Origin of the sequence: Paraburkholderia adhaesiva (assembly GCF_021390575.1) — a bacterium.
GTDB classification, from domain to species: domain Bacteria; phylum Pseudomonadota; class Gammaproteobacteria; order Burkholderiales; family Burkholderiaceae; genus Paraburkholderia; species Paraburkholderia adhaesiva.
Window position 1 is genome coordinate 2,788,626 of the sequence record NZ_JAJEJQ010000001.1, and the last position, 24,609, is coordinate 2,813,234.

Here is a 24,609-nt window from a genome sequence, read left to right on the forward strand (position 1 = left end):
CGGGACTTCGACGTCGGGCGCAAAATCCGGACGCCTCCCCGTCGTCCCTGGGCGTTGCCAGGAGAACGCCGGGCGCCCGGCGCCTTGATTCGCCGTCCGAATGGTCGGGGAATTCGTACCGGCGGCGCAGCCTCGCGGATCGTGGTCGTCGCCTCCTGTCCCGGTATCAGCAGTCTTCTCGACGGGGCAGCCCTTTGCACCGCGCCCCGCTTCGTCGCCCACACTCGCCGCCCACACGCTTCGTTTTCGCGTCGCCCCGCCTCGCGCACAGCCCGCCAGCGCCAGCGTCCGTCCGGCCCTTACCCACGCCAGTGCCCGAGTCATTGGCGCTATGATTGACGTTTTCCCGTCACCAATTGCGCAAGCGCCTTCCCGCATGGCCTCCCACGACGATTACCTGAAGAAAATCCTCACCGCCCGCGTCTACGACGTCGCCCGCGAGACCGAGCTGGAGCGCGCGCCGAACCTCTCGGCGCGCCTTGGCAACGCCGTCTACCTGAAGCGCGAGGACAACCAGCCGGTGTTCTCCTTCAAGCTGCGCGGCGCCTACAACAAGATGGCGCACCTCACGCCCGCGCAGCTCGAGCGCGGCGTGATCACCGCCTCGGCGGGCAATCACGCCCAGGGCGTGGCGCTGTCGGCGGCGAAACTCGGCGTGCGCGCCGTGATCTGCGTGCCCGTGACGACGCCCCAGGTCAAGGTCGACGCCGTGCGCGCCCATGGCGGCCCGACCGTCGAGGTCGTGCAGGCGGGCGAATCCTACAGCGACGCCTACGCCCACGCCGTGCGCCTGCAGGAGGAGCGGGGCCTGACCTTCGTGCACCCGTTCGATGACCCCGAGGTGATCGCCGGCCAGGGCACGGTCGCGATGGAGATCCTGAGCCAGCATCAGGCCCCGATTCATGCGATCTTCGTGCCGATCGGCGGCGGCGGGCTGGCCGCGGGTATCGCTGCCTACGTGAAGGCGGTGCGCCCGGAGATCCGCGTGATCGGCGTGCAGACCGACGATTCGTGCGCGATGGCGCAGTCGATCGCGGCCGGGCGGCGCGTCGAACTGTCGGAGGTGGGCCTGTTCTCGGACGGCACGGCGGTCAAGCTCGTGGGCGAGGAGACGTTCCGGCTGTGCCACGCGTATCTGGACGAGGTCATCACGGTCGACACCGACGCGCTGTGCGCGGCGATCAAGGATGTGTTCCAGGACACGCGCAGCGTGCTGGAGCCGGCGGGGGCGCTGGCCGTGGCGGCGGCCAAGCGCTATGTGGAGCGCGAGGGCATCGCGAACCAGACGCTGGTGGCGGTGACCTCGGGCGCGAACATGAACTTCGACCGCATGCGCTTCGTGGCCGAGCGCGCGGAGGTGGGCGAGGCGCGCGAGGCGGTGTTCGCGGTGACGATCCCCGAGGAGCGCGGCAGCTTCAAGCGTTTCTGCGAACTGGTGGGCACGCGCAGCGTGACGGAGTTCAACTACCGCATCGCGGATGCCGAGCGCGCACACATTTTCGTGGGCGTGCAGATCCGCCACCGGGGCGAGTCGCAGCAGATCGCGCAGACGTTCGTCGAGCACGGCTTCCCGAGCGTGGACCTCACCGCCGATGAACTCTCGAAGCAGCACGTGCGCTACATGGTGGGCGGCCGCTCGCCGCTGGCGCATGACGAGCGGCTGTTCCGCTTCGAGTTTCCGGAGCGGCCGGGCGCGCTGATGCGGTTCCTGTCGTCGATGGCGCCGGACTGGAACATCAGCCTGTTCCACTACCGTAACCAGGGCGCGGACTATAGCTCGATCCTCGTGGGCATCCAGGTGCCCACCGCCGACGATGCCGAATTCCGCCGCTTTCTCGCCACGCTCGGCTATCCACACTGGGAAGAGACGCACAATCCGGCGTACCGGTTGTTTCTCTCATAAGAGGCCGCAATCGTGGGCGTTTCGCTCTCCGACAAACTCGTCGTCGCGATCTCGTCGCGCGCCCTCTTCGATTTCGAGGAGGAAAACCGCGTCTTCGAGACCGGCGACCTCGCAGCCTACCAGGCCCTGCAGCGCGAGCGCCTGAACGTGCCCGCGCAGCCCGGCGTCGCGTTCGCGCTGATCCGCAAGCTGCTCGCGCTCAACGACGCCGCGCATCACGTCGAAGTCGTGATCCTCTCGCGCAGCGATCCGATCAGTGGCCTGCGTGCGTTCAGTTCGTCCCGCGAGCATGCGCTGGATATCCAGCGCGGCGTGTTCACGCGAGGGGGTGAGCCGTGGCGATATTTGAAGCCGCTCAATGCGTCACTCTTTCTCTCTGCGAATCCCGATGACGTGCGCGGCGCGCTCGACGCGGGCTTTCCCGCCGCACGCGTCTTCCCACGCGTCGACGCAAATTCGGCGACAATGGCGGGACGCAATGCGGGCGAGATTCGCATCGCGTTCGACGGCGATGCGGTGCTGTTTTCCGACGAAGCCGAACAGATCTTCCAGAGTAAGGGCCTCGGCGCCTTCGTGAGCCACGAGCGCGACAACCGCGAGTTGCCGCTTGCGCAAGGCCCGCTCAAGCCGCTGCTCGAAGCGTTGCATCGCCTGCAGAAGCTCGCGGACGCCAACGCGCAGATGCGCATCCGCACCGCACTCGTCACCGCGCGCTCGGCGCCGGCGCACGAGCGCGCGATCCGCACGTTGATGGCATGGAACATCGAAATCGACGAAGCGATGTTCCTCGGCGGACTCGACAAAGGCCCGTTCCTGCGCGAGTTCGAACCCGACTTTTTCTTCGACGACCAGATCCGCCACTGCGAATCGGCCCGCTCGGTCACGGCGACCGGACACGTGGCCAGCGGCGTGGCGAATGCAAAAACACCGGCTAACGCCGCAGCAGCAACAGTAACCATCGCATCATGACTCCCGAACAATCTCCGCTCGGCAAGCCCGCCGCCTACACCGAACAGTACGACGCCTCGCTGCTGTTCCCGATCCCGCGCGCGGGGGCACGCGAAGCGATCGGCATCGGCGCGCAACTGCCTTTCTTCGGCACCGATATCTGGAACGCCTACGAGCTTTCGTGGCTGAACGCGCGCGGCAAGCCGCAGATCGCGATCGCGACGTTTTTCATCCCCGCCGACTCACCGAACATCGTCGAATCGAAATCGTTCAAGCTCTATCTGGGCTCGTTCGCGCAGACGAAGCTCGATTCCGCCGAAGTCGTCCGCGACACGCTCAAGCGCGATATCACGGCGGCCTGCGGTGCGCCGGTATCGGTGCGGCTCGAGCAGCCGGGCGGATTCGGCAAGATCCAGTTCGAGGAATTCGATGGCCTCTCGCTCGACCGTCTCGAACTGGAGGCCGAGGTCTATCATCCGGATCCGTCGCTGCTCACGGCTGCCTTCGACGAAGCGCCCGTCGAAGAAACGCTGTACTCGAATCTGCTGAAGTCGAACTGCCCGGTGACCGGCCAGCCCGACTGGGGCAGCGTGCAGATTCATTACGTGGGGCCGCAGATCGACCAGGCCGGGCTTCTGCGCTACATCATCTCGTATCGCAACCACACGGGCTTTCACGAGCAATGTGCGGAGCGCATGTTCGTGGACATCCTGAACGCGTGCAAACCGGACCGGCTCGCGATCTACGCGCGGTACACGCGCCGCGGCGGGCTCGATATCAATCCGTTCCGCACGAACTTCAACATGCCGATGCCGGATAACGCGCGGCTTGCGCGGCAGTAAGTCGACGCGACAAGCGCTGACCATGAAAAAAAGCGCCGTTGATGGCGCTTTTTTTTGGTTCATCGACGATTTCCGGGGAAGGCGGCGCGGATCTTCAGGAAGAAGTATTCCTCGTCGCGGTACCCGTAAGCTCGACGCTTGATGACCTTGATGGTGTTGTTGATGCCCTCGACCACACTGGTGTTCAGCGGGTGGCGACAGCGCGCCAGGATGCCGTGCCAGTAGCCCTGCAGCCGCTGGGCGAACAGCTGCAGGGCAGGGATTCCGCTTTGATTTGCCTGCTCGATCCACTGCTCCCAGGCCTTTTGGGCCCAGGCGGGTTTGCGGTAGAACCAGAGTCGTTTCAGTTCGTCGCGCAGCACGTACACGCATAACAACGGCTGATTGGCGGCCAGCAGTTCCTTCAGGTGCACCGACTGCTCAGGTTTCAGGTTATGGCGGTTGCGCGGCAGCAGCCAGCGGCTGGACTTCAGGACCTTGCGGGCGGGCCGGTCGTGGCGAAGCTGGTTGGCCTGATCGACGCGCACCCGATCGATGACCTCGCGCCCGTACTTGGCGACGACGTGAAACAGGTCGTAGACGATCTCGGCCTGCGGGCAATGCGCGTTGATCTCCAGCTCATAGGCTGTCGTCATGTCGATGGCGACCGCCTCAATGCGCCCGGCCACACCCGCTGGAAGCTGTTCGAAGAACGCCCGGGCTGTTTTGCGCGAGCGCCCCGGCCCGATCCAGAGCACCTGCCGGCCGATCGGATCGACCACCACTGTGGCGTAGCGATGGCCTTTGTGGAGCGCGAACTCGTCCATCGCCAGATAGCGGATCGTCGACCAGTCTGGTTCGGCCACGCGTGCGCGCAGGCGCATCTTGTCGATCGATTTGACCGTATGCCAACCCAGATCGTAGAAGGCGGCCACCGCCTGCACGCTGGCCGCCTGCAGCAGCTTCTCGCAGGCCTTGGCAAATCGCTCGGTCACCCGCTGGTAACGGCCCAGCCAGTCCAGCTTCTCCAGTCGCGGACCACCGCACTGTTCGCACCAGACCCGCCGGCGCGGCACGTGCAGCACGACCCGGTACTCGAACAACGGCAGATCACGTACGCGTCGAACCGACGTCTCATGAATCTGCGTGCAACGCGCCCCGCACTGCTCGCAGTACATGACCTTGCTCGCCGGCTTCAGATACAGCGAGAGCGTATGGCTGTCGCCTTGCGGCCATTCCACACGTTCGAGCCGATAACCCGTCCAGCAACCCAGCGCCTGAAGTGCCTTGCGATCGAGCAACTCCACCTCCTGACCTCCATAAAGTCAGGTCAGGGTACGCAATCGCTCCCTAAAGCTCCACGGTTTTCCTCGATGAACCTTTTTTTTGGGGGCTGTCCGCGGCTTGGCGGGCGATGCAGCTTCCCTACCAGAAGCTGCCCGGTGACTCACGCTCACGCACATCCAGTGGCCGTTTTGACCGGTAGAACGCCCGTGGGGTATCGAGGCGATTTCCGTGTCCCGCGAGCCTGAAACGATCATCGCTCACCCACGCTTGCGTTGATGCACGAGGAATGCCGCGACCGTAGCCAGAACCAGGCCACTACCGCCCAGCACAATGCCCGCCCAGCCCATCGCGCTATAGAGCGTGCTAGCCACCGCCGATCCCATGGCACCGCCAACAAAGATACTTGTCATGTACAGCGCATTCAGGCGGCCGCGGCTCGTAGCGTCGAGGGCATAAACGGCGCGCTGACCCAGCACCATGTTCATCTGAACCGCGAAATCCAGAGCGATGCCGGTCACACCCAACCACACAACACCGTGTGCGCCGCCAATCAGACCCGGGAGGAGACTTACCGCCGCGACGATCATGGCGAAAAGAGACGCTCCCCGCGTATAACCAGCATCGGCAAGCCGACCCGCAACGGGTGCTGCGGCCGCGCCCAACGCGCCCACCAGGGCGAACAGACCAACTTGCTCTTGCGTCAGGCCATAGTGCCGGGTCAGCTCAAGCGGTACGCTCGTCCAGAACAGGCTGAACGTGCCGAACAGCAGACCTTGGTACAGAGCGCGCTCGCGCAACACGGCAAATCGAGTAAAGAGATGCCACAGCGAGCCGAGGAGTTGACCGTAGCTGGACGTATGCTCAGGTACTCGACGAGGCAAAGTCGTTGCAATAACACCGACAGTACCCAGCGTCATGGCCGCCGCAAACATGAACACGGCACGCCAGCCGAAGTGCTGCGCCAGGAAACTCGACAAGGGGCGCGCCAGCAGAATGCCGAGCAACAACCCGCTCATGATGTTACCCACCACGCGTCCACGCGATTCCTCCGGTGCGAGATGGGCTGCGAGTGGAATCAGAATCTGTACCGTGACGGAACTCAGCCCGACGAGCAGGGACGTGAGAAGGAAGATTCCCGGTGTAGCGGAGAAAGCTGCGGCCAGCAGGCTCGCCGTAGCGGTCAGCGCCGTTACGATCAACAGTCGACGGTTTTCAAGCAGATCGGCCAAGGGAACCAGGAAGAACAAGCCAAGTGCATAGCCGATCTGCGTCAGCGAAACGATCAGGCTCGCGCCCTGCGACGACAGTCGAACTGCCGGCGCGATAAGTTCGATGATCGGTTGGGCGTAGTAGATGTTTGCGACGATCGCACCGGCGCTGACTGAAAACAGTCCCACCAACGTCGGTGACATCTCGGGACGGGCGCTTTGTGCGCTGGATGACACGGTGTTCATGGCTAAGTCCTCAGGGTTGAATGCATCTGGAAGAGATGCCCTGAAGCTTAGCCAGCCATTCAACCGTACAGAATAGGGTCGCACCGCAACACGGCTTTGCGGCCAACGCAAAGCCACGGCAGATCAGCCGGGCAAGCCGACCTGCGCCACCTGATGCGTCGGCCCGGGAATCTGGGCGAGAAAATCGAGGAATGCCGAGACTCGGCGAGACCCTCGTTGACTGGGCAAGTACAACGCGGTGACGGCCGAAGTCGCGCGATTGGGGTTGACCGTCCAATGGTCGAACAGCACGTTCAGCCGCCCCGCGTGAATATCCGCATCGACCAGCCAGTCCGGTAGCAAACCGATGCCGCTGCCTGACATGACGAGTTCGTACAGCATCTCCATGTTGTTGGCGCGCAGCCGCCCAGATACCGGCACCTGCAGTTCTTCCTCGCCGCGTTTGAACGTCCAGACCTGAGCGTTACTGCCAAAACTGAAACGCAGGCAAGCGTGCGCCGTCAGTTCCATCGGAGACTCAAGGTAGCCATGCTGCTGCAGGTAAGTCGGGCTCGCCACGACATACCGGCGAAACGTACCAATCTGCCGCGCGATCACATCGTCATAGGAGGCCGCGCTCCCCAGCCGGATAGAAACGTCGATTCGCTCGCCGAGGAGGTCGACGATCTCGTCCGTCATCGTGACGTCCAACTCGAGCTTGGGATGCATCGTCAGCAGACGACTGAGGTATGGCGCAATGCAGCGACTGCCGAATGCCACCGGCAGCGAAACACGCAATTGGCCGACCGGTGTATCGCCACGATCCGCGATCATGGCGTCGGCTTCGGAAACCGCATCAAGGATCTTGCGCGCACGTTGGTAATACGCCGCGCCTGCTTCCGATACCGTCACCTGACGAGTCGATCGATTTAGCAGAACCGCCCCGAGTTCCGTCTCCAGACCGTCGATCGTGCGCGTGACGGACGAGGTTGCCAGATCGAGTCGGCGTGCCGCGGCAGAAAACCCTTTGGCATCGACGGTTTCGACAAACGTTCTAAGTGCCAGCAGTTTGTCCATGCGCACGGTCTCCTGGGGGCTCGAAGTGGGTGATTGTCGTACAGCGCGTTTACTGTGGGAATCCGATGGAGCCCGCACAGCGGCAGATTCCCTGAGCGTTGACGCTCGACAAAACCGGGCCGCCCTGGTAATCCGCGACGGGCCTTTTCTTGCAGGAAGACAAACTCAATGCGGCAGTTCGGCTGCCCCCATGCGCCGCGCGATCACCGACGCGCGCTGCGCCAGATAAGCCGAATCGCGATGCTCATCGAAATACCTCGGACGCGGCAGCATCACCGCAAGCCGCGCCGCTTGCCAGGCCGTGAGCTTCGACGCGCTCGTGCGGAAGTAGTATTGCGCCGCCGCCTCGGCGCCATAGACGCCATTGCCCCACTCCACCGAATTCAGATAGATCTCGAAGATGCGCTCCTTGTCGAGCAGCGTCTCCAGCATCCACGTGATGATGAGTTCCTGGCCCTTGCGGATGTAGCTTTTCTCGCGCGAAAGGAACAGGTTGCGCGCGAGCTGCTGCGTGATCGTCGAACCGCCAGCCGCAATGTGGCCACGCCGCCGGTTCTTTTCCCACGCCTGCAGGATCGCGTCGGTTTCGTAGCCCTTGTTGTTGACGAAGTTCGCGTCCTCGGACGCGATGATCGCGCGCTTGAGGTTGCGCGATATCTGGTCGTAGGGCACCCAGCGATGCTGGATCGAGACACCGGGACGGTCTGCGCCAAGGCGCGCTTCGTCGGTGCGCATGAATGCCGTCGATTGCGGATCGACGAAATTCCAGGCCGCGATCTGCGCGAAGTAATAGGCCTGCAGCCCTACCCAGGCGATCACGAACACCGCGACCACATAGGCCAGCCAGCGCAAGGCGCCCGGACGTTTCACGCCTGAGTGCTTCGGCATCAGGGCCCCTGTGTGCGTGCGGCGCGCTTAAGCGTGCGCCGCCAGTTGCGCGCGCAGCGCGGCCAGTACCGGCGCGCTGTCGGGGCGCACGCCGCGCCAGACGTAGAACGATTCTGCTGCCTGCTCGACCAGCATGCCGAGCCCGTCCGCCGCGCGTGCACCGAGCGACTGCGCGTGGCGCATAAAGACCGTCGGCTGCGCGGCGTACATCATGTCGTAGGCCAGCGTGTGCGTGCCGAACGCGCGCTCGTCGCATTCGGGCAGTGCAGCGTCGAGGCTGCCTGCCGTCGCGTTGACGATCACGTCGTAGGGCGCCGGATCGACCGCGTGCGGCCCGCCGCCGTTGATGAGGCAGCCGGCCTCGGCCGCCGCGCCCGCGAACTGGCCAATCAGATCGTGTGCCTTCGCGGCCGTGCGGTTAACGATGGTGATCTCGCGCGGACCGCGTTCGAGCATCGGCAGCACGACGCCGCGCGCTGCCCCGCCCGCGCCGAGCAACAGCACGCGCGCTCCCTTGAGGGCGACGCCGAGATTCGCTTCGATGTCGCGCACGAGACCGAAGCCGTCGGTGTTGTCGCCGAAGATGCCGTCTGCGTCGAAGCGCAGCGTGTTCACCGCACCCGCCGCTGCCGCACGCGGCGAGAGCCGGTGCGCGAGCGCATGCGCTTCGAGCTTGAACGGGACGGTCACGTTCAGGCCGCGGCCGCCGGCCGCTTTGAATGCGTTCACTTCGGCGACGAAACCATCGAGCGGTGCGAACAGGCGTGTGTATTCGATGTGCTCGCCGGTTTGCTCGGCGAACCGCGCGTGAATGAACGGCGACTTGCTGTGCGCGACCGGGTTGCCGATCACGGCGTAGCGGTCAACGTGCAAGTCGCCTGTGCCGGCTGCGCTCATTCGCGTGTCTCCGCTGCATGCTGTGCTTGCTGCGCGTTCGATTCGGGGGCGTTTTCAGCGGCGTTTTCGTCCGCGTTTTCGTCCGCATTTTCGTCTGTAGTGCCTTCACTCGCATCCGACTCGGCGAGCGCTTCAGCCTCGCTTTGCGCCGATTCGTCCGCGGCTTCGATCAGTTCGTCGTCTTCGCCCGCTTCTTCAGCCTCCGCACCGCTCGTCACGACCGGCGCGTCGAGCACACGCAGCATGCGCACCGATGCCTCGATGGTCAGCTCGTCGATCGACATCACTTCGAGCAGCACGCGCGTACCGCGCGCATGCACGCCGAGCGCGGGCACGTGCATGATCAGAGGCACTTCCTCGAAGCGCACGAGATCGTCCTTGATGACGGTCGCGGCGAATTCGCGGCGGTTTTCCTGCTTGAGCCAGCGCAGACACCAGAAGTACTCCATGCGGCGCTGATAATCGGCGTAAGCGGTATAGGTCTCGTCGAAGCCCTGCACGACCGCGAAAAGATCGGCATCCTTCGGCTTGAACGGCGCAACGAGCTTCGCAGCAACACCGTGCTCGACGCACGCGAGAAGCTGCCACTGGTTCACGAGGTCAACGTAACGACGCAGCGGCGAGGTGCTCCACGCGTACTGCGCGACACCGAGGCCTTCGTGCGGCGCCGCCGAGGTCTGCATGCGCGTGCGCTTCGGACCGCTCGGCGCGCCAAACGCGCGTTGCGAGCGATAGATGCCCGGCACGCCGTGATCGTGCAGGAACGCACCCCACGTCGAATTCGCGAGAATTGCGAGCTCCGCGACGATCAGGTCGAGCGGCGAGCCACGGCGGCGCGGCGTGATCGTGACGTGTTCACCATCGACGTAGAAGTTGAAGTCGGTGTTGCGCTGGACTTCGCGGCGCAGGCCGTAGCCCGCACGCGCCTCCTGGCGCTTCTCGAAGAGCGATTGCGCGAACGGCCACAGCACCGCGATATCGTCCTTGTGCGGATAGTCGCCGGTGCCGGCCGCGAGCGTCTCTTCGGTGACGATTTCGTCGAGCGTGTTGTGGCGCAGGTTGTTCTTCACGAACACGCGCTCGGCGCGCGTTTCGGTCGCGACGATGTCTTGCGTTTCGCGGTTCACGATGCAGTAGAGCGACAGCGCCGGACGCAGCCCGCCTTCCTTGAGCGTGAACGCATCGACGAAATCGTCGGGCAGCATCGTGATCTTGTCGCCGGGCATGTAGACCGTCGAAAGACGCGTGCGCGCGATCGTGTCCGCCATGTCACCGCGCTGAATGCCGAGCGCAGGCGCCGCGATGTGGATGCCGATGCGCACGCGGCCATCGGCGAGCGGTTCGATCGAGAAGGCGTCGTCGATTTCGGTGGTCGTCACGTCGTCGATGGAGAACGCCTGGACGTGCGGCCCCGCCTCGGGCAGATCCTCGGGCAATGCGCCGACGTCCACGGTCGGGAAGCCCGTGCCGTGCGGGAAGAACTCCGCGAGGAAACGCGCCTCGTGCAACGCGCGCGGCGACGCGATGCCGCCGCATTCGAGCATCAGGCGCGGCATCGAGATGCCACGGTGAGCCGCGGCCGCTTCGAGCGCCTTGTACTCGATGGAATTCTTGTCGGGTTTCGTCAGGAGGCCCAGGGCCTTGCCGCGGAACGCTTCGGGCAGCTTGCCGGCCTTCAGGTCATCTTCATAACCAGCCTGCACGAGTGCCTGCTGACGCTTGCGCTCGAGCCCGGCAAGCGCCATCTTCAACTGCTCTTCGGGCGCGCGCTGGTACTGGCCGCGTCCCTTGCGGCGGAAATACACGGGCGAACCATGCAGGCACAGCACGAGCGCCGCGCGCTCGATCGCGCCATAGGTTTCGCCGAAGTACTCGGCGGCGAGCGTCGTGAACGCGAATTCTTCGGCGGGCGCGCATTCCCAAAGGAAGTCGAGATCGATCTCCTTCGCGGCGGCTTCCGCCTGCTCCATCAACTCAGCGGCGGCCGGCTTTTCGAACTCGATCAGCACATCCTTCGCGCGCACCTTCGCGCGGCGTCCGCCCGGCAACTCGACCTGAAATGCGTCGCCCTGGCGCGACAGCACACTGCCCGCCTTGAAACTGCCCGATTCCTCAAAGAAAACGTTCACTCAATACTCTCGTTCAGACTTGCTTAGACCGCCCGCGCGATGCGGCGAGGCGGTGCTGTATACATACAGATTGGCGTTCGCGACTGTGTCCCGCGCGACGCCTTCTATTGGCGATACGTCAGGGGGCGTCGCACCAGGCAATCACGTCGTCGACGTAATCGGCGAATTCGCTGATGCCGTGGTCGCTGCCCTCAATCAGCTTCATGTGCACGCCCGGATAGTGCGCGAGCATTTCCCGATAGTCGAGCACCTCGTCGCCGGTCGCGGCGATCAGATAGTAACGCTCGGGCTGCGTCACCGATTCGACCGCCTGCGCGCGCAATTCGTCCAGATGGCGCTGCTCGACGACGATACTGCCGCCACCGTGCCAGAGCGGCTGCTCGCCAAGGTACTTCGACAGATCGCGGTCCGGCACCACCGCCGGATTGAGCAGCACAGCACGCCAGCCGTGCTTTTCGGCGAGATGCGTCGCGAAATAACCGCCGAGCGAACTGCCGATGAGCGTCACGCGCTCGCCCGGCTTCACGCGCTCACCGATTTCCTGCTCCGCGAGCGCGATGGCATCGACGGGCGACACAGGCAGCGTCGGGCAGAGCCATTCGTCGGCGCGGCCCAGTTCAGCCAGGCGAGCGGCGAGGAGCTTCGCCTTGAACGACTGCGGCGACGACCGGAACCCATGCAGATAAACGATCACGACGTACCCCGTGCAGAAAGCGCATCGAGCAGCTTCTGATGCACGCCGCCGAAGCCGCCGTTGCTCATCACGAGGACCTGGTCGCCCGGGCGCGCGGCCGCGACCACCGCCTTCACGAGCGCGTCGAGGTCGTGGAATGCCTGCGCCTTGCTGCCGAGAGGAGCCAGCGCGCCAGCCAGATCCCAGCCGAGCGCGTCCTTGCCGCCTGGTGCGCCGTAGCCGAACACGAGGTCCGCGTCGGCGAGACTCACGGGCAGTTGCGCCTTCATCACCCCGAGCTTCATGGTGTTCGAGCGCGGTTCCAGAACAGCCAGAATGCGCGTGCGCTTACCATCGTCGCCGCTACCCACGCGCGTGCGCAGTCCGGCGATGGTCGTCTCGATCGCGGTGGGATGGTGCGCGAAGTCGTCGTAGACCGTCACGCCGTCCACGCTGCCGCGCACTTCCATGCGGCGCTTCACGTTACGGAACGTCGCGAGCGATTGGGCGGCCTGCGCGGGCGGCACGCCGACGCTGCGCGCCGCTGCAATCGCCGCGAGCGCGTTCAGCCGGTTGTGTTCGCCCTGGATTTGCCACTCGACGACACCCACGCGCTCACTGTTGTGATAAACGGCGAAGCGTTCATCGACGGGCATATCGCTCGCGGCGGGCAGCGCCTGCCAGCCACCGTCGACACCAAAGCGCTCCACGTCGCTCCACACGCCACGCGTGAGCACACGCTCGAGCGCATCCGAGCGGCCGTTCGTGACAACGCGGCCCACACCGGGAATCGTGCGCACGAGATGGTGAAACTGCGTCTCGATAGCGGCGAGGTCGGGGAAGATGTCGGCATGATCGTATTCGAGGTTGTTCAGCACCGCCGTGCGCGGACGGTAATGGACGAACTTTGAGCGCTTGTCGAAGAACGCGGTGTCGTACTCATCGGCTTCGATGACGAAGAAACTCGAATCGGTGAGCCGCGCGGACACGCCGAAATTGAGCGGCACCCCGCCGATCAGGAAGCCGGGATTCAGGCCCGCGTCCTCGAGCAGCCACGTGAGCATCGAGCTCGTCGTGGTCTTGCCGTGCGTGCCCGCGACGGCGAGCACCCACTTGTCGCGCAGCACATGGTCGCCGAGCCACTGCGGCCCCGACGTGTACGGCAAGCCGCGGTTCAGGATCTCCTCCATCAGCGGATTGCCGCGCGACACCACATTGCCGATCACGTAGAGGTCGGGCTTCAGATCGACCTGGCTTGCGTCGTAACCCTCGATCAGGCGGATGCCCTGCGCTTCGAGCTGCGTGCTCATCGGCGGATAGACCCCTGCGTCACAGCCGGTCACCGTGTGGCCCGCGCTGCGCGCGAGCACGGCGAGACCGCCCATGAACGTGCCGCAAATGCCGAGGATATGGATGTGCATAAGCCTGTCACGCCGCGCGGGCGTCGGGAAACGGGTTGTTGGGATGGGGTACGCGAAGACGGCGGCGTGCGCCGCCACAACGAAGGACGCTATTGTACCCGACGCTTCCCCGGCGGCGCGGGCCACGGAGCGCCTCCGCCGCGGGGCGCGGAACCGCTGTCAGGCGGGTTGCCGTGGACACCGGACGGGGACGACCCGGGGGACACCGTTGGGTGCGACCCGGGCACCAGTCGGGCGCCCAGGCATTCTCCAGTATCATTGAGGGATCATGATTCGCAGAGCACATTTCGATCCGCAACGCGTACGCGAGGAAATCGCGATCGCGGCAGCACGGATGATTGCCGAAGACGGCCTCGACTACGCGAGCGCCAAGCGCAAGGCGGCGCGGCAGGTCGTGGGGGACGCGCGCATCGAAGGCGCCTGGCTGCCCGACAACGACCTGATAGAAGAGGAAATCCGCGAATATCAGGCCCTGTTTCAGGGCGAGAGCCAGCCCGTGGTGCTGCGGCGGCTGCGCGAGATCGCGCTCGACTGGATGCGGCGACTCGATGCCTTCAACCCGTTTGTGACGGGTGCGGTGCTCAACGGCACGGCGGGCGAGCATTCGGATATCCATCTGCAGATCTTCTGCGACAACCCGAAGGACGTCGCCATCTGGCTCCTGAACGCGAATGTGCAATATGACGTATCGGAGACGCCCCACTTTGCTGCGCGCGCCTACGTGGAGACGCTGAGCTTCCTGTACCGGCCATCGCGCAACGAGGAGCCCGTGGGCATACACGTTGCGCTCTATGACACCGACGACCTGCGCGGCGCCGTGCGCGCCGACGCTCGCGGACGCCTGCCGCGCGCGAACGCCGAGGCGCTCAAGGCGCTGATCGACGAAAGCGGCGCGACATCCCCCGGCGTCCTGACGTCAACCTCACTCAATCAACACGATCAAACGGACTGAAAAGCGCACCGATGAACACGAAGCGGATTCTGGTCACCGTCGCGGTGGCGGCTCTGGCTGCCGGCGGCGGCATTCTGGCGGGACACTGGGCAAAGGGCGGCAACGCGGGCAAGGCTGACGCCGCCTCGGTCACGGACAAAAACGCGGTCGGCCAACTGTGGGCCGCCGCCGTCACGACACCGGACGGCAAACCGCAGTCGCTCGCCCCCTACAAGGGTCGCCCGATCGTCGTGAATTTCTGGGCCTCGTGGTGCGGTCCGTGCGTCGAAGAAATGCCGGAGCTGTCCGCGCTGCAGCGCGAGTACGCGAAGAAAGGCATCCAGTTCATCGGGGTCGGGGTCGACTCCACCGCGAACATCAAGGCTTTCCTCCAGAAAGTGCAGGTCGACTACCCCATCTATGTCGCCGGATTCGGCGGCGCCGATGTCGCTCGCGCGTTCGGCAATACGGCAGGCGGCTTGCCGTACACCGTCGTTATCGACGCGAACGGCAACGTACGCGCGACAAAATTAGGCCAAATCAAACCGGACGAACTTCGTCATACGCTGGACGCACTTTGACGCAGCGGAAGAATTGACCGGACCTTAGCCACCGTACGGCACTTTTTGCTCTGGAATTTACGCTTTTTGACAGAAGATCGTTGATTCTGACGGACGCCGGACGAACTAAGGGCCGCATCAGCCTTTCGGAAAACTAGACAAAATTCTCTAATCGGCGCTAAAGTTCGCGCAACTCCACGGAATAACAAGCGACCATGACGCGACTGCTGGTTCTGCACGGCCCCAACCTCAATCTTCTCGGCACACGAGAACCTGAGGTCTATGGGCGTGTGACGCTCCCGCAGATCGATCAGGCGCTCTTTGACCGTGCCGCAGACGCAGGCGTGACGCTCGCGACGTTCCAGAGCAATCACGAAGGGGCGCTTGTCGATCGCATTCAGGCGGCGCGCGTCGAAGAAACCGATTTCATCCTGATCAATCCGGCCGCCTACACGCACACGAGCGTGGCGATCCGGGACGCGCTGGCAGGCGTCGGCATTCCGTTCGTCGAGATTCACCTGTCGAACGTGCATCGCCGCGAGGCCTTCCGGCATCACTCGTATTTTTCCGACCAGGCCGAAGGCGTCATCTGCGGCCTCGGCTGGAAGGGTTACCTGTACGCGCTCGAATACGCGCTTGACCGGCTTGCCGCCGCCAAGAGCGCGTGATTCGCGGGTCGCGCTGTCCGCATTAGCCGACTCACTCTGACAGACAACACCAATCCTGTGCCGGCGCGCGTGCCCCGGCACCTCACGCATTCAAAGGGGCTGCACCATGGATCTACGTAAGCTGAAGACTCTGATCGACCTCGTTTCCGAGTCGGGCATCTCGGAACTCGAAGTCACCGAGGGTGAAGGCAAGGTGCGTATCGTCAAGAACGCTCCGCCGGTCTACGTCCAGCCGACGGCCGCCCAGTTCGCGGCACCCATGGCCGCGCCGCTCGCAGCGCCCGCCCACGCCGCCGAAGGCGCTGCCAGCGCCCCTGCCGCGCCGGCTCTGCCGCAAGGCCACGTCGTGACGTCGCCGATGGTCGGTACGTTCTACCGCGCGCCGTCGCCGGGCGCCGATCCGTTCGTCCAGGTCGGCGACACGGTCAAGGAAGGCCAGACGCTGTGCATCATCGAAGCAATGAAGCTGCTCAACGAAATCGAATCGGACGTGGCCGGCGTGGTCAAGGAAGTCCTCGTCGAGAACGGTCAGGCTGTGGAATACGGCCAGCCCCTCTTCGTAGTCGCGTAAAGCCGTTGGCGCGCTCGCGCTGCGGCGGTGCCGCGCGCGAGACGCATGAGTTGCCTGTGCTGCGTGCTGCCCGCCGAAACGAAGAGCGCTTGGCGACGCACGCGCGACCGATCCTCTCAGGTGTCCCGCCTGTACCTTGCGCGGCGCCCATTGAAGAGTCGAATACCCACCATGTTTGAAAAAATCCTCATTGCCAATCGTGGCGAAATCGCGCTCCGTATCCAGCGCGCGTGCCGCGAACTCGGCGTCAAGACCGTCGTTGTCTACTCGGAAGCCGATAAGGAAGCCAAGTACGTGAAGCTCGCCGACGAGGCGGTCTGCATCGGCCCGGCTCCGTCGAACCTCAGCTATCTGAACATGCCCGCGCTCATCAGCGCGGCGGAAGTCACCGACGCCGAAGCGATCCACCCCGGCTATGGCTTCCTTTCCGAGAACGCGGATTTCGCCGAGCGCGTCGAGCAATCGGGCTTCACGTTCATCGGCCCGCGTCCGGACACGATCCGCATGATGGGCGACAAGGTCACCGCGAAGCAGACGATGATCAAGACCGGCGTGCCGTGCGTGCCGGGCTCGGAAGGCGCATTGCCGGACGATCCGAAGGAGATCGTCAAGATCGCGCGCGCGATCGGCTATCCCGTCATCATCAAGGCGGCAGGCGGCGGCGGCGGACGCGGCATGCGCGTCGTGCACACGGAAGCTGCACTCGTCAACGCGGTCAACATGACGCGTGAAGAAGCGGGCCGTGCGTTCGGCAATCCGCAGGTCTACATGGAGAAGTTCCTCGAGAACCCGCGCCACATTGAAATCCAGGTGCTCGCGGACTCGTTCAAGAACGCCGTGTGGCTCGGCGAGCGCGACTGCTCGATGCAGCGCCGTCACCAGAAGGTGATCGAAGAAGCGCCGGCGCCGGGCATCGCGCGTCGTCTGCTCGATCGCATCGGCGACCGCTGCGCCGACGCCTGCAAGAAGATGGGCTATCTCGGCGCGGGCACGTTCGAATTCCTGTACGAAAACGGCGAGTTCTACTTCATCGAAATGAACACGCGCGTGCAGGTCGAGCACCCGGTCACCGAGTTGATCACCGGTGTCGACATCGTGCAGGAACAGATCCGCATCGCCGCCGGCGAGAAGCTCACGTTCCGCCAGCGCGACATCCAGCTCAAGGGCCACGCGATCGAGTGCCGTATCAACGCCGAAGATCCGTTCAAGTTCACGCCGTCGCCGGGACGTCTCACGTCGTGGCACATGCCGGGCGGCCCGGGCGTGCGCGTCGATTCGCACGCCTACAATGGCTACTTCGTTCCGCCGAACTATGATTCGATGATCGGCAAGCTGATCACCTATGGCGCGACGCGCGAGCAGGCGATCCAGCGCATGCGCATCGCGTTGTCGGAGATGGTGGTCGAAGGCATCCAGACGAACATCCCGCTGCACCGCGAGCTGATGCTCGATGCGAAGTTCGTCGAAGGCGGCACGAGCATTCACTACCTCGAAAACCGTCTGGCCGCGCGCCAGCAGGTCCAGAAGGAAGAAGCGTAATTCATGAGCTATCGGGAACTGATCGTCGAGCTGGATCGTGAACGCGCCGAGGAACTCTCCGACGCGCTGATCGAACTCGGCGCACTGTCGGTGTCGGTCGAAGACGCCGACGCCGACACGCCCGACGAGCAACCGCTCTTCGGCGAGCCCGGGCTCACGCCTGATCGCACCGCGTGGCAGCACTCGCGCGTAATCGCGCTGATCGGCGACGATCAGGATCCGGCCGTGTTGCTCGCGGCCGCGGCGAACGAACTCGGGCTTGCGGTACAGCCTGCGTTTAAGCTGCGTGAAGTCGAGGAGCAGGACTGGGTGCGGCTCACGCAATCGCAGTTCGAGCCGATCCAGATCGGCCAGCGCATCTGGGTCGTGCCGTCGTGGCACGACGCGCCCGACCCCGACGCGCTCGTCCTCGAACTCGATCCAGGCCTCGCGTTCGGCACCGGCAGCCATCCCACCACGCGCCTTTGCATGGAGTGGCTCGAACAGCACGTCAAGCCGGGCGACTCGCTTCTCGACTACGGCTGCGGCTCCGGCATCCTCGCGATTCTCGCGAAGAAGTGCGGCGCGAATCCTGTCATCGGCATCGACATCGACCCGCAAGCAGTCGAATCGGCGCGCCACAACAGCGCGCGCAATCACGCCGACGTCACCTACGGCCTCCCCGACGATTGCCCGCCGGGCGAGTTCGACATCGTCGTCGCCAACATCCTGTCGAATCCGCTGAAGCTCATGGCTTCGATGCTCTCGTCGCGCGTGAAACCCGGCGGACGCCTCGCGCTATCGGGCATCCTCGCGCGTCAGGCCGAGGAAGTGGCTCGCGTGTACGAACAGTGGATCGACATCGCCGTCTGGCGCGAACACGAAGGCTGGGTTTGCCTCGCAGGCACGCGGCGCGGCTAGCAACGGAATGCCAGTAGAATGGCGGGTATCGCTAACCCACCGGTCTACCCAGATCAACGGCCCACATGCTCCTGGCAACGCGCTGTCCCTTCTGCGAAACCGTCTTCCGTATCGTGCCCGCGCAGCTTGCCGTGCGTCGCGGCCTCGTGCGTTGCGGCCACTGTCAGGAAGCGTTTGACGCGTCGGGTAGCCTGTTCGAGGTGCCGGACGACGGCGAGTTCGCAAATGCCGTTCCCGTTGCCGCCGATGTTGCAGCGACCCTGACCGCACCGGCCACGACGCATCTCGTGGAAGGCAAGCGCGAGGCAGTCACCGCAGCCGGCGCACCCGATTTCGCGAATCCCGCGTGGGACCCGTGGGCACCGCCCGCTGACAGCCAGATCGACAACCAGCTGCGCTACACCGCCGAACACCTGCCGCAGCCCACGATCGCGCCGAGCGTCACACCGAAGTTCACGCCCCCGCCCGGCGAGCCGTCACTCACGCCCGAACCGGCGACACACGCAAGCGCTGCAGCGACGGCAGCACACTCGACCGCGTCGCACTGGCAGCACGTCGAACCGGGCCTCAACGAGCCCACACTGTCGGCGGACACATCAACGTCCGCCCGCACCGACGATCCCGAACCCGTACTGCCAGGCGCAGCAGCAGCAGCGACTGCGGCGTCTGCCTTCAGCACCCTGTCTCCAGATGCTGGTCCTGAACCGTTCGCCGTTACACGCGAAGCGCCTGCGCGCGCACCGCGCCGCACGGGCTTGCGCATCATCGGCTCGTTGTTCGCGCTTGTGCTGCTCGCGCTGCTCGCGGCCCAGCTCGCGTGGTGGCTGCGCGAGACGGTGATGGTCTACTGGCCCGCCTCGAAGCCGCTCTACGAGCAGGCATGCCAGCAGCTCGGCTGCCGCGTGCTGCCGCCGCGCGATATCGACGGCCTGCAGGTCCAGCCGTCCGATCTGCGCCAGGTCGACGATCCGCATCACCTCGAACTGAAGGTGCCGCTGCGCAATCACTTCAACGTGGCGCTCGCGTTTCCAGCCATCGAACTGACACTGCTCGACCACCAAAATAACGTGGTCGTGCGTCGCGTGCTTTGGCCGAAGGACTATGTGACGCCCGGCACGCCCATCGACGCCGGCTTGCCGGCACGCACCACGCAGACGATGATCGTGCGGCTCGACACCGGTAACGTCGTCGCTTCGAACTTCCGCATCGAGATCTTCTATCCCTGATGCACGCGTAGTTGTCAGTTTCGCCTGCGGGACCGCTTTCATGTGGCCCGCACATTCCCTGCGCCCGGTACGACCGGCGCGCTTTTCATCGGTACATGAACTCCCGGAGAGCACATCATGAGTCAAGTTACGCTGGGTGGTAACCCGATCGACGTCGCTGGCACGTTCCCGTCGGCCGGCCAGAATGCGCCGGCATTTTCGCTCGTCGGCCGCGATCTGAAGCCTGTCTCGCTCGCCGATTTCGGCGGCAAGCGCAAGGTGCTCAACATCGTCCCGAGCCTCGACACGCCCGTCTGCGCCACGTCGACGCGCAAGTTCAACGAAGCCGTGGGCAAGCTCGACAACACGGTCGTCGTCGTGATCTCGGGCGACCTGCCGTTCGCGGCGGGACGCTTTTGCACGACCGAAGGCATCGAGAACGTCGTGACGGCCTCGACCTTCCGCGGCCATGACTTCGCACAGGCCTACGGCGTCGATGTGACGAGCGGCCCGCTCGCCGGCCTGACGGCGCGCGCGGTCGTCGTGATCGACGCCAACGACAAGGTCATTTACTCGGAACGCGTCAGCGAAATCAAGAACGAACCGAACTACGACGCAGCGCTCGCAGCGCTAAAGTAATCCGGCATCTGTGCGCCGCAGCGCCTCGCGCGCAGCGCACGCCCGGATTCACCCTCCACGCCCTACAGGAACTCCAGCCTTGTCTACGTTGATTTGCGGCTCGCTCGCCTACGACAACATCATGACCTTCGAAGGTCGCTTTCGTGAGCACATCCTGCCCGAGCAGGTGCACATCCTTAACGTGAGCTTCCTCGTGCCGACGATGCGTCGCGAATTCGGCGGCTGCGCAGGCAACATCGCCTACTCGCTGCATCTGCTCGGCGGCGATGCGCGCATCATGGCGACGCTCGGCGGCGCCGACGCACAACCGTACCTCGATCGCCTCAACACGCTCGGCCTCTCGCAAGCGCATGTGCGCGTGCTGGCCGACACGTGGTCGGCGCAGGCGATGATCACGACCGATCTCGAAAATAACCAGATCACCGCGTTCCACCCGGGCGCGATGATGCAGTCGCACCTGAACCGCGCCGACGAAGCACCTGGCATCAAGCTCGGCATCGTCGCGCCGGACGGCTTCGACGGCATGGTCCAGCACGTCGAGCAATTCGCGAAAGCTGGCGTGCCGTTCATCTTCGATCCGGGTCAAGGATTGCCGCTCTTCGACGGACCGTCGCTGCAACGCGCGATTGAACTTGCGACGTATGTTGCGGTCAACGATTACGAAGCCAACCTTGTCAGCCACCGCACCGGCTGGTCGCTCGAAGAGATCGCCAGCAAGGTCGATGCGCTGATCGTCACGCGCGGGGAGCACGGGTCGCAGATCTACCACGACGGCGGCATCGAGGAGATTCCTCCGGTGCAGGCGGAACGTGTGCTGGATCCGACCGGTTGCGGCGACGCGTTCCGCGGCGGTCTGCTCTACGGCATCGAGAACGGCCTCGGCTGGGCAACAACCGGGCGTCTCGCGAGCCTCATGGGCGCGCTCAAGATCGAACATCAAGGTCCGCAGAACTATGCACCCACACGGGCGCAGATCAATGAACGGTTCAAGAAGGCGTTCGGATACGAACTGCCGAACTGAACGCAGGCCTCGCGCGGGGGCCTTCTGGAGTTATACGAATGAGAACAACAAGTTGTTTGCTGGTTGCTGTGCTGGTGGCGGGTTCGTTTGCGGTTTCGGGGTGTGCATATAACAGCAGTTCCGCCGACGTCTATACGGCGTCGCAGGCGCAGCGCGAGGCCATGGTCCGCATGGCCACGATCGAGAGCGTTCGTGCCGTGAAGATCAGCTCCAATGACGGACAGCCCACCGGTCTCGGCGCCATTGGCGGCGGTGCGCTCGGTGCGGTAGCAGGCAGCGCGATCGGCGGCGGGCGCGGCTCGATCGTGACGGGCATCATCGGCGGCATCGCGGGCGCTGTGGCCGGCAATGCGGTGGAGAACGGCGCTGCGTTGCGCGACGGCCTCGAGCTTACGGTGCGACTCGACAGTGGCGACCTGCGTGCCATCACGCAGACCTCCACCGGTGAAGTCTTCAATGCGGGTGACCGCGTGCGCCTGCTCTCGAGCGGCGGCGTGACCCGCGTCACCCACTAACAGCGGTTTCCCCTGTACCGCGGCGGCGCCCTTGCGCCTTACGCGGAACCTCAGGCGCATGCGCTCCCCTGTGCATGCGCCTTTTTTCATGCGTGCTCGCCGGCTCGCGATCGCACATGCAAGCGCGCGTGTACCACGGAACCGACAGGCGAAAAAAATCCCGTCGCGAGCAACGCTGGCGACGGGATCTTGATCGGGCCTTGAAGCCGCCCGAACCGCGAGACACACAAGATGCGTGTCTCGCCTGGTACTGCGTATTACGGACGGCTGCCGGTCGGGAACGGCCATGCAGCGGCCGGGTTCAGCGCGGTCTTCACCGCTGCTGCTGGCGCGGCCGGTTGCGCAGCAGGGGCAGCAGGCGCGGCAGCGGCAGCCTTCTTCGCAGGCGCCTTCTTGGCAGCCTTCTTCGCAGGCGCAGCCTTCTTCGCAGCAGCCTTCTTCGCAGGCGCAGCCTTCTTCGCAGCGGCCTTCTTCGCAGGCGCGGCCTTCTTCGCTGCAGCCTTCTTCGCCGGTGCTGCCTTCTTCGCAGCGGCCTTCTTCGCCGGTGCTGCCTTCTTCGCAGCAACCTTCTTCACTGCGGCCTTCTTTGCCGGTGCGGCCTTCTTCGCAGCGACCTTCTTCACGGCGACTTTCTTCGCTGCGACCTTCTTTGCAGCAGCCTTCTTCGCCGGTGCTGCCTTCTTCGCAGCAACCTTCTTCACGGCGACTTTCTTCGCTGCGACTTTCTTTGCTGCGACTTTCTTTGCTGCGACCTTCTTCGCAGCAGCCTTCTTCGCCGGAGCAGCCTTCTTCGCTGCAACCTTCTTCACTGCGGCCTTCTTTGCCGCCGGTTTCTTCTTGGCAGTTGCCATTTTCTTCTCCTTCAGGTTCAGATGAGAGTCAGTTCAAACATCGCCCTTCGTCAAAACCCGCTTCCCGCGAACGCTTATCAGGGCGCACGCTGCGAAGCGGGCTATTCATCGGCGTACGCTGATCCCGCGCGCTTACGCTAATGAATGCGGTAAGGCGCGCAGTGCCATCGGGCACTGCGCGCCATGTCAACCCGGCGTCGGATACCGACACCGGCCAACGTTCGTTGAAGACGCCAGCCATAGGGCTAACGCCGTTTTCCGGGGGGAAGTTTGCCCATCCCTCTGAAGGGTTCGCAAAGTGCCAGTCATATCGGTCAGCCACCAGGGCCCCGGGCACGCTTTGCATCAGGCGTTCCTGCTCCTAATCATCTCGCCGGCATGGCGCTCGCGTAGCGCCGCCGGCACCCCAAAGACTTGTTCAGCAGTGCGCCCCAGGTCACTCCCAAGACAATGCACCGCCCGTCTGATATTCGATCACGCGCGTCTCGAAGAAGTTGCGTTCCTTCTTCAGGTCGATCATCTCGCTCATCCACGGGAACGGGTTCTCTTCGTTCGGGAACAGCGGATCGAGACCGATCTGCTGGCAACGGCGGTTGGAGATGAAGCGCAGATAGCTCTTGAACATCGACGCGTTCAGACCGAGGACGCCACGCGGCATCGTGTCTTCCGCGTAGCGGTATTCGAGGTCGACCGCCTGCTTGAACAGATCAGCGATCTCTGCACGGAACGCGGGGGTCCACAGGTGCGGGTTCTCGAGCTTGATCTGATTGATGAGGTCGATGCCGAAGTTGCAGTGCATCGACTCGTCACGCAGGATGTACTGATATTGCTCCGCCGCGCCGGTCATCTTGTTCTGGCGGCCGAGCGCGAGGATCTGGGTGAAGCCGACATAGAAGAACAGGCCTTCCATGATGCAGGCGAACACGATCAGCGACCGGAGCAGTTTCTGGTCAGCTTCGAGCGTGCCCGTCTTGAACGACGGATCCGTGAGCGTATGGATGAACGGGATCAGGAACTCGTCCTTGTCGCGGATCGACTTGACCTCGTGGTACGCGTTGAAGATCTCACCTTCGTCCAGACCGAGCGATTCGACGATGTACTGATAGGCGTGCGTGTGGATCGCCTCTTCGAACGCCTGGCGCAGCAGGAACTGGCGGCATTCGGGCGCCGTGATGTGGCGGTAGGTGCCCAGCACGATGTTGTTCGCGGCGAGGGAGTCGGCGGTCACGAAGAAGCCGAGGTTGCGCTTGACGATCCGGCGCTCGTCCTCGGTCAGACCGTTCGGGTCCTTCCAGAGGGCGATGTCGCGGGACATGTTGATTTCCTGCGGCATCCAATGGTTCGCGCAGCCGGCCAGATACTTTTCCCAGGCCCACTTGTACTTGAACGGGACCAACTGGTTTACGTCGGTCTGACCGTTGATGATGCGCTTGTCGGCGACATTCACGCGCGCTTCGGACGACACCGCTGCCTCACGCGGCGGGGCGACTGCGAAGTCGCTGGCGAAAATGTTATCCGCCTTGGAAGCCTGAGGAGTGGAACGCAGACCGAACTGCACATCGGCAGCCGGGACAGCTTCACTCGCGAGGTTGCGCATCGCATTTTGTTGCGCACCGCTCGACGGAGTTACAGCCGTTTTCTCGTCATCCCAGTTGAGCATAAATGTCACCATCAATTTAGATCGGTTTGTACCATCTTTTCGTGAGCGGTAAAAGGGTTCGTGCACGAAAAG

The 24,609-nt window shown here is 64.2% G+C and carries 24 protein-coding genes; 13 read left to right on the forward strand and 11 right to left on the reverse strand.

Annotated features, from left to right (window positions below; translation table 11 throughout):
- The first annotated feature begins 376 nt into the window (after nucleotides 1–376).
- The 3 genes from ilvA to queF are packed head-to-tail and all read left to right on the forward strand — an operon-like array spanning nucleotide 377 to nucleotide 3,693.
- Entirely contained in the window at nucleotides 377–1,903 is a 1,527-nt protein-coding gene (gene ilvA / locus L0U80_RS12640; RefSeq protein ID WP_233864595.1) for a threonine ammonia-lyase, biosynthetic, read from the forward strand.
- A gap of 12 nt (nucleotides 1,904–1,915) precedes the next feature.
- Nucleotides 1,916–2,872 carry a 5'-nucleotidase gene (locus tag L0U80_RS12645; protein WP_233864597.1) on the forward strand — a complete coding sequence of 319 codons (957 nt, stop codon included), beginning with the start codon at nucleotides 1,916–1,918 and terminating at the stop codon, nucleotides 2,870–2,872.
- The gene (gene queF, locus L0U80_RS12650; protein ID WP_233864599.1) at nucleotides 2,869–3,693 is read left to right on the forward strand and encodes an NADPH-dependent 7-cyano-7-deazaguanine reductase QueF; all 825 of its coding nucleotides are present in this window, start codon (nucleotides 2,869–2,871) and stop codon (nucleotides 3,691–3,693) included. The genes L0U80_RS12645 and queF overlap by 4 nt, the downstream gene beginning before the upstream one ends.
- Before the next feature lie 59 nt (nucleotides 3,694–3,752).
- Here queF and L0U80_RS12655 read toward each other — a convergent pair whose 3' ends face one another.
- From L0U80_RS12655 to mpl, 8 genes are all read right to left on the reverse strand, one after another.
- Nucleotides 3,753–4,973 carry an ISL3 family transposase gene (locus L0U80_RS12655; RefSeq protein ID WP_233865920.1) on the reverse strand — a complete coding sequence of 407 codons (1,221 nt, stop codon included), beginning with the start codon at nucleotides 4,971–4,973 and terminating at the stop codon, nucleotides 3,753–3,755.
- A 243-nt stretch (nucleotides 4,974–5,216) separates the two neighbouring features.
- The gene (locus L0U80_RS12660) at nucleotides 5,217–6,413 is read right to left on the reverse strand and encodes an MFS transporter (RefSeq protein ID WP_233864601.1); all 1,197 of its coding nucleotides are present in this window, start codon (nucleotides 6,411–6,413) and stop codon (nucleotides 5,217–5,219) included.
- A 123-nt stretch (nucleotides 6,414–6,536) separates the two neighbouring features.
- On the reverse strand, nucleotides 6,537–7,469 hold the full coding sequence (locus L0U80_RS12665) for a LysR family transcriptional regulator (protein ID WP_233864603.1): 933 nt from the start codon (nucleotides 7,467–7,469) through the stop codon (nucleotides 6,537–6,539).
- Between the two features lie 165 nt (nucleotides 7,470–7,634).
- The gene (gene mtgA, locus L0U80_RS12670; protein WP_233864604.1) at nucleotides 7,635–8,357 is read right to left on the reverse strand and encodes a monofunctional biosynthetic peptidoglycan transglycosylase; all 723 of its coding nucleotides are present in this window, start codon (nucleotides 8,355–8,357) and stop codon (nucleotides 7,635–7,637) included.
- A gap of 27 nt (nucleotides 8,358–8,384) precedes the next feature.
- A complete protein-coding gene (gene aroE / locus L0U80_RS12675) occupies nucleotides 8,385–9,254 on the reverse strand; it encodes a shikimate dehydrogenase (protein ID WP_233864605.1) in 870 nt (289 codons plus the stop codon).
- Complete coding sequence (locus tag L0U80_RS12680) at nucleotides 9,251–11,383, reverse strand: ribonuclease catalytic domain-containing protein (protein WP_233864606.1); 2,133 nt, start codon at nucleotides 11,381–11,383, stop codon at nucleotides 9,251–9,253. The genes aroE and L0U80_RS12680 overlap by 4 nt, the downstream gene beginning before the upstream one ends.
- Before the next feature lie 118 nt (nucleotides 11,384–11,501).
- Nucleotides 11,502–12,077, reverse strand: coding sequence for a YqiA/YcfP family alpha/beta fold hydrolase (locus L0U80_RS12685; protein WP_233864608.1), 576 nt, complete (start codon nucleotides 12,075–12,077; stop codon nucleotides 11,502–11,504).
- A complete protein-coding gene (gene mpl / locus L0U80_RS12690; RefSeq protein ID WP_233864610.1) occupies nucleotides 12,074–13,477 on the reverse strand; it encodes a UDP-N-acetylmuramate:L-alanyl-gamma-D-glutamyl-meso-diaminopimelate ligase in 1,404 nt (467 codons plus the stop codon). Before mpl ends, L0U80_RS12685 begins: the two co-directional genes overlap by 4 nt.
- 268 nt (nucleotides 13,478–13,745) lie before the next feature.
- On the opposite strand from mpl, the gene L0U80_RS12695 reads away from it, so the two are divergent.
- The 10 genes from L0U80_RS12695 to L0U80_RS12740 all read left to right on the forward strand — a co-directional run bounded on the left by L0U80_RS12695 (nucleotide 13,746) and on the right by L0U80_RS12740 (nucleotide 22,026).
- Nucleotides 13,746–14,429: a UDP-N-acetylmuramate--alanine ligase gene (locus L0U80_RS12695; protein WP_233864612.1), complete on the forward strand. Its 684-nt coding sequence runs from the start codon at nucleotides 13,746–13,748 to the stop codon at nucleotides 14,427–14,429.
- Nucleotides 14,430–14,440: 11 nt separating this feature from the next.
- Nucleotides 14,441–14,989 carry a TlpA family protein disulfide reductase gene (locus L0U80_RS12700; RefSeq protein WP_233864614.1) on the forward strand — a complete coding sequence of 183 codons (549 nt, stop codon included), beginning with the start codon at nucleotides 14,441–14,443 and terminating at the stop codon, nucleotides 14,987–14,989.
- Between the two features lie 194 nt (nucleotides 14,990–15,183).
- Nucleotides 15,184–15,636 carry a type II 3-dehydroquinate dehydratase gene (gene aroQ, locus L0U80_RS12705; protein ID WP_233864615.1) on the forward strand — a complete coding sequence of 151 codons (453 nt, stop codon included), beginning with the start codon at nucleotides 15,184–15,186 and terminating at the stop codon, nucleotides 15,634–15,636.
- A gap of 106 nt (nucleotides 15,637–15,742) precedes the next feature.
- On the forward strand, nucleotides 15,743–16,207 hold the full coding sequence (accB, locus tag L0U80_RS12710) for an acetyl-CoA carboxylase biotin carboxyl carrier protein (protein WP_233864616.1): 465 nt from the start codon (nucleotides 15,743–15,745) through the stop codon (nucleotides 16,205–16,207).
- A gap of 171 nt (nucleotides 16,208–16,378) precedes the next feature.
- The gene (accC, locus tag L0U80_RS12715) at nucleotides 16,379–17,746 is read left to right on the forward strand and encodes an acetyl-CoA carboxylase biotin carboxylase subunit (protein ID WP_233864618.1); all 1,368 of its coding nucleotides are present in this window, start codon (nucleotides 16,379–16,381) and stop codon (nucleotides 17,744–17,746) included.
- A gap of 3 nt (nucleotides 17,747–17,749) precedes the next feature.
- Nucleotides 17,750–18,646 (forward strand): 50S ribosomal protein L11 methyltransferase, encoded by an 897-nt coding sequence (gene prmA, locus L0U80_RS12720; RefSeq protein WP_233864620.1) that lies wholly within the window; start codon nucleotides 17,750–17,752, stop codon nucleotides 18,644–18,646.
- Nucleotides 18,647–18,711: 65 nt separating this feature from the next.
- Complete coding sequence (locus L0U80_RS12725) at nucleotides 18,712–19,872, forward strand: zinc-ribbon and DUF3426 domain-containing protein (RefSeq protein WP_233864621.1); 1,161 nt, start codon at nucleotides 18,712–18,714, stop codon at nucleotides 19,870–19,872.
- A 117-nt stretch (nucleotides 19,873–19,989) separates the two neighbouring features.
- Nucleotides 19,990–20,490 carry a thiol peroxidase gene (tpx, locus tag L0U80_RS12730; protein WP_233864622.1) on the forward strand — a complete coding sequence of 167 codons (501 nt, stop codon included), beginning with the start codon at nucleotides 19,990–19,992 and terminating at the stop codon, nucleotides 20,488–20,490.
- A gap of 79 nt (nucleotides 20,491–20,569) precedes the next feature.
- Nucleotides 20,570–21,511 (forward strand): carbohydrate kinase family protein, encoded by a 942-nt coding sequence (locus L0U80_RS12735; protein ID WP_233864623.1) that lies wholly within the window; start codon nucleotides 20,570–20,572, stop codon nucleotides 21,509–21,511.
- Nucleotides 21,512–21,549: 38 nt separating this feature from the next.
- Nucleotides 21,550–22,026, forward strand: a complete 477-nt coding sequence (locus L0U80_RS12740) for an outer membrane lipoprotein (RefSeq protein WP_124153637.1) — start codon at nucleotides 21,550–21,552, stop codon at nucleotides 22,024–22,026.
- Between the two features lie 257 nt (nucleotides 22,027–22,283).
- Here the strand turns inward: L0U80_RS12740 and L0U80_RS12745 are convergent, their stop codons facing one another.
- From L0U80_RS12745 to L0U80_RS12755, 3 genes are all read right to left on the reverse strand, one after another.
- Entirely contained in the window at nucleotides 22,284–22,877 is a 594-nt protein-coding gene (locus L0U80_RS12745) for a histone H1-like DNA-binding protein (RefSeq protein ID WP_233864624.1), read from the reverse strand.
- Nucleotides 22,878–22,905: 28 nt separating this feature from the next.
- Nucleotides 22,906–23,223: a hypothetical protein gene (locus L0U80_RS12750; RefSeq protein ID WP_233864625.1), complete on the reverse strand. Its 318-nt coding sequence runs from the start codon at nucleotides 23,221–23,223 to the stop codon at nucleotides 22,906–22,908.
- 90 nt (nucleotides 23,224–23,313) lie between these two features.
- Entirely contained in the window at nucleotides 23,314–24,537 is a 1,224-nt protein-coding gene (locus tag L0U80_RS12755; protein ID WP_233864626.1) for a ribonucleotide-diphosphate reductase subunit beta, read from the reverse strand.
- Nucleotides 24,538–24,609: the final 72 nt, after the last annotated feature.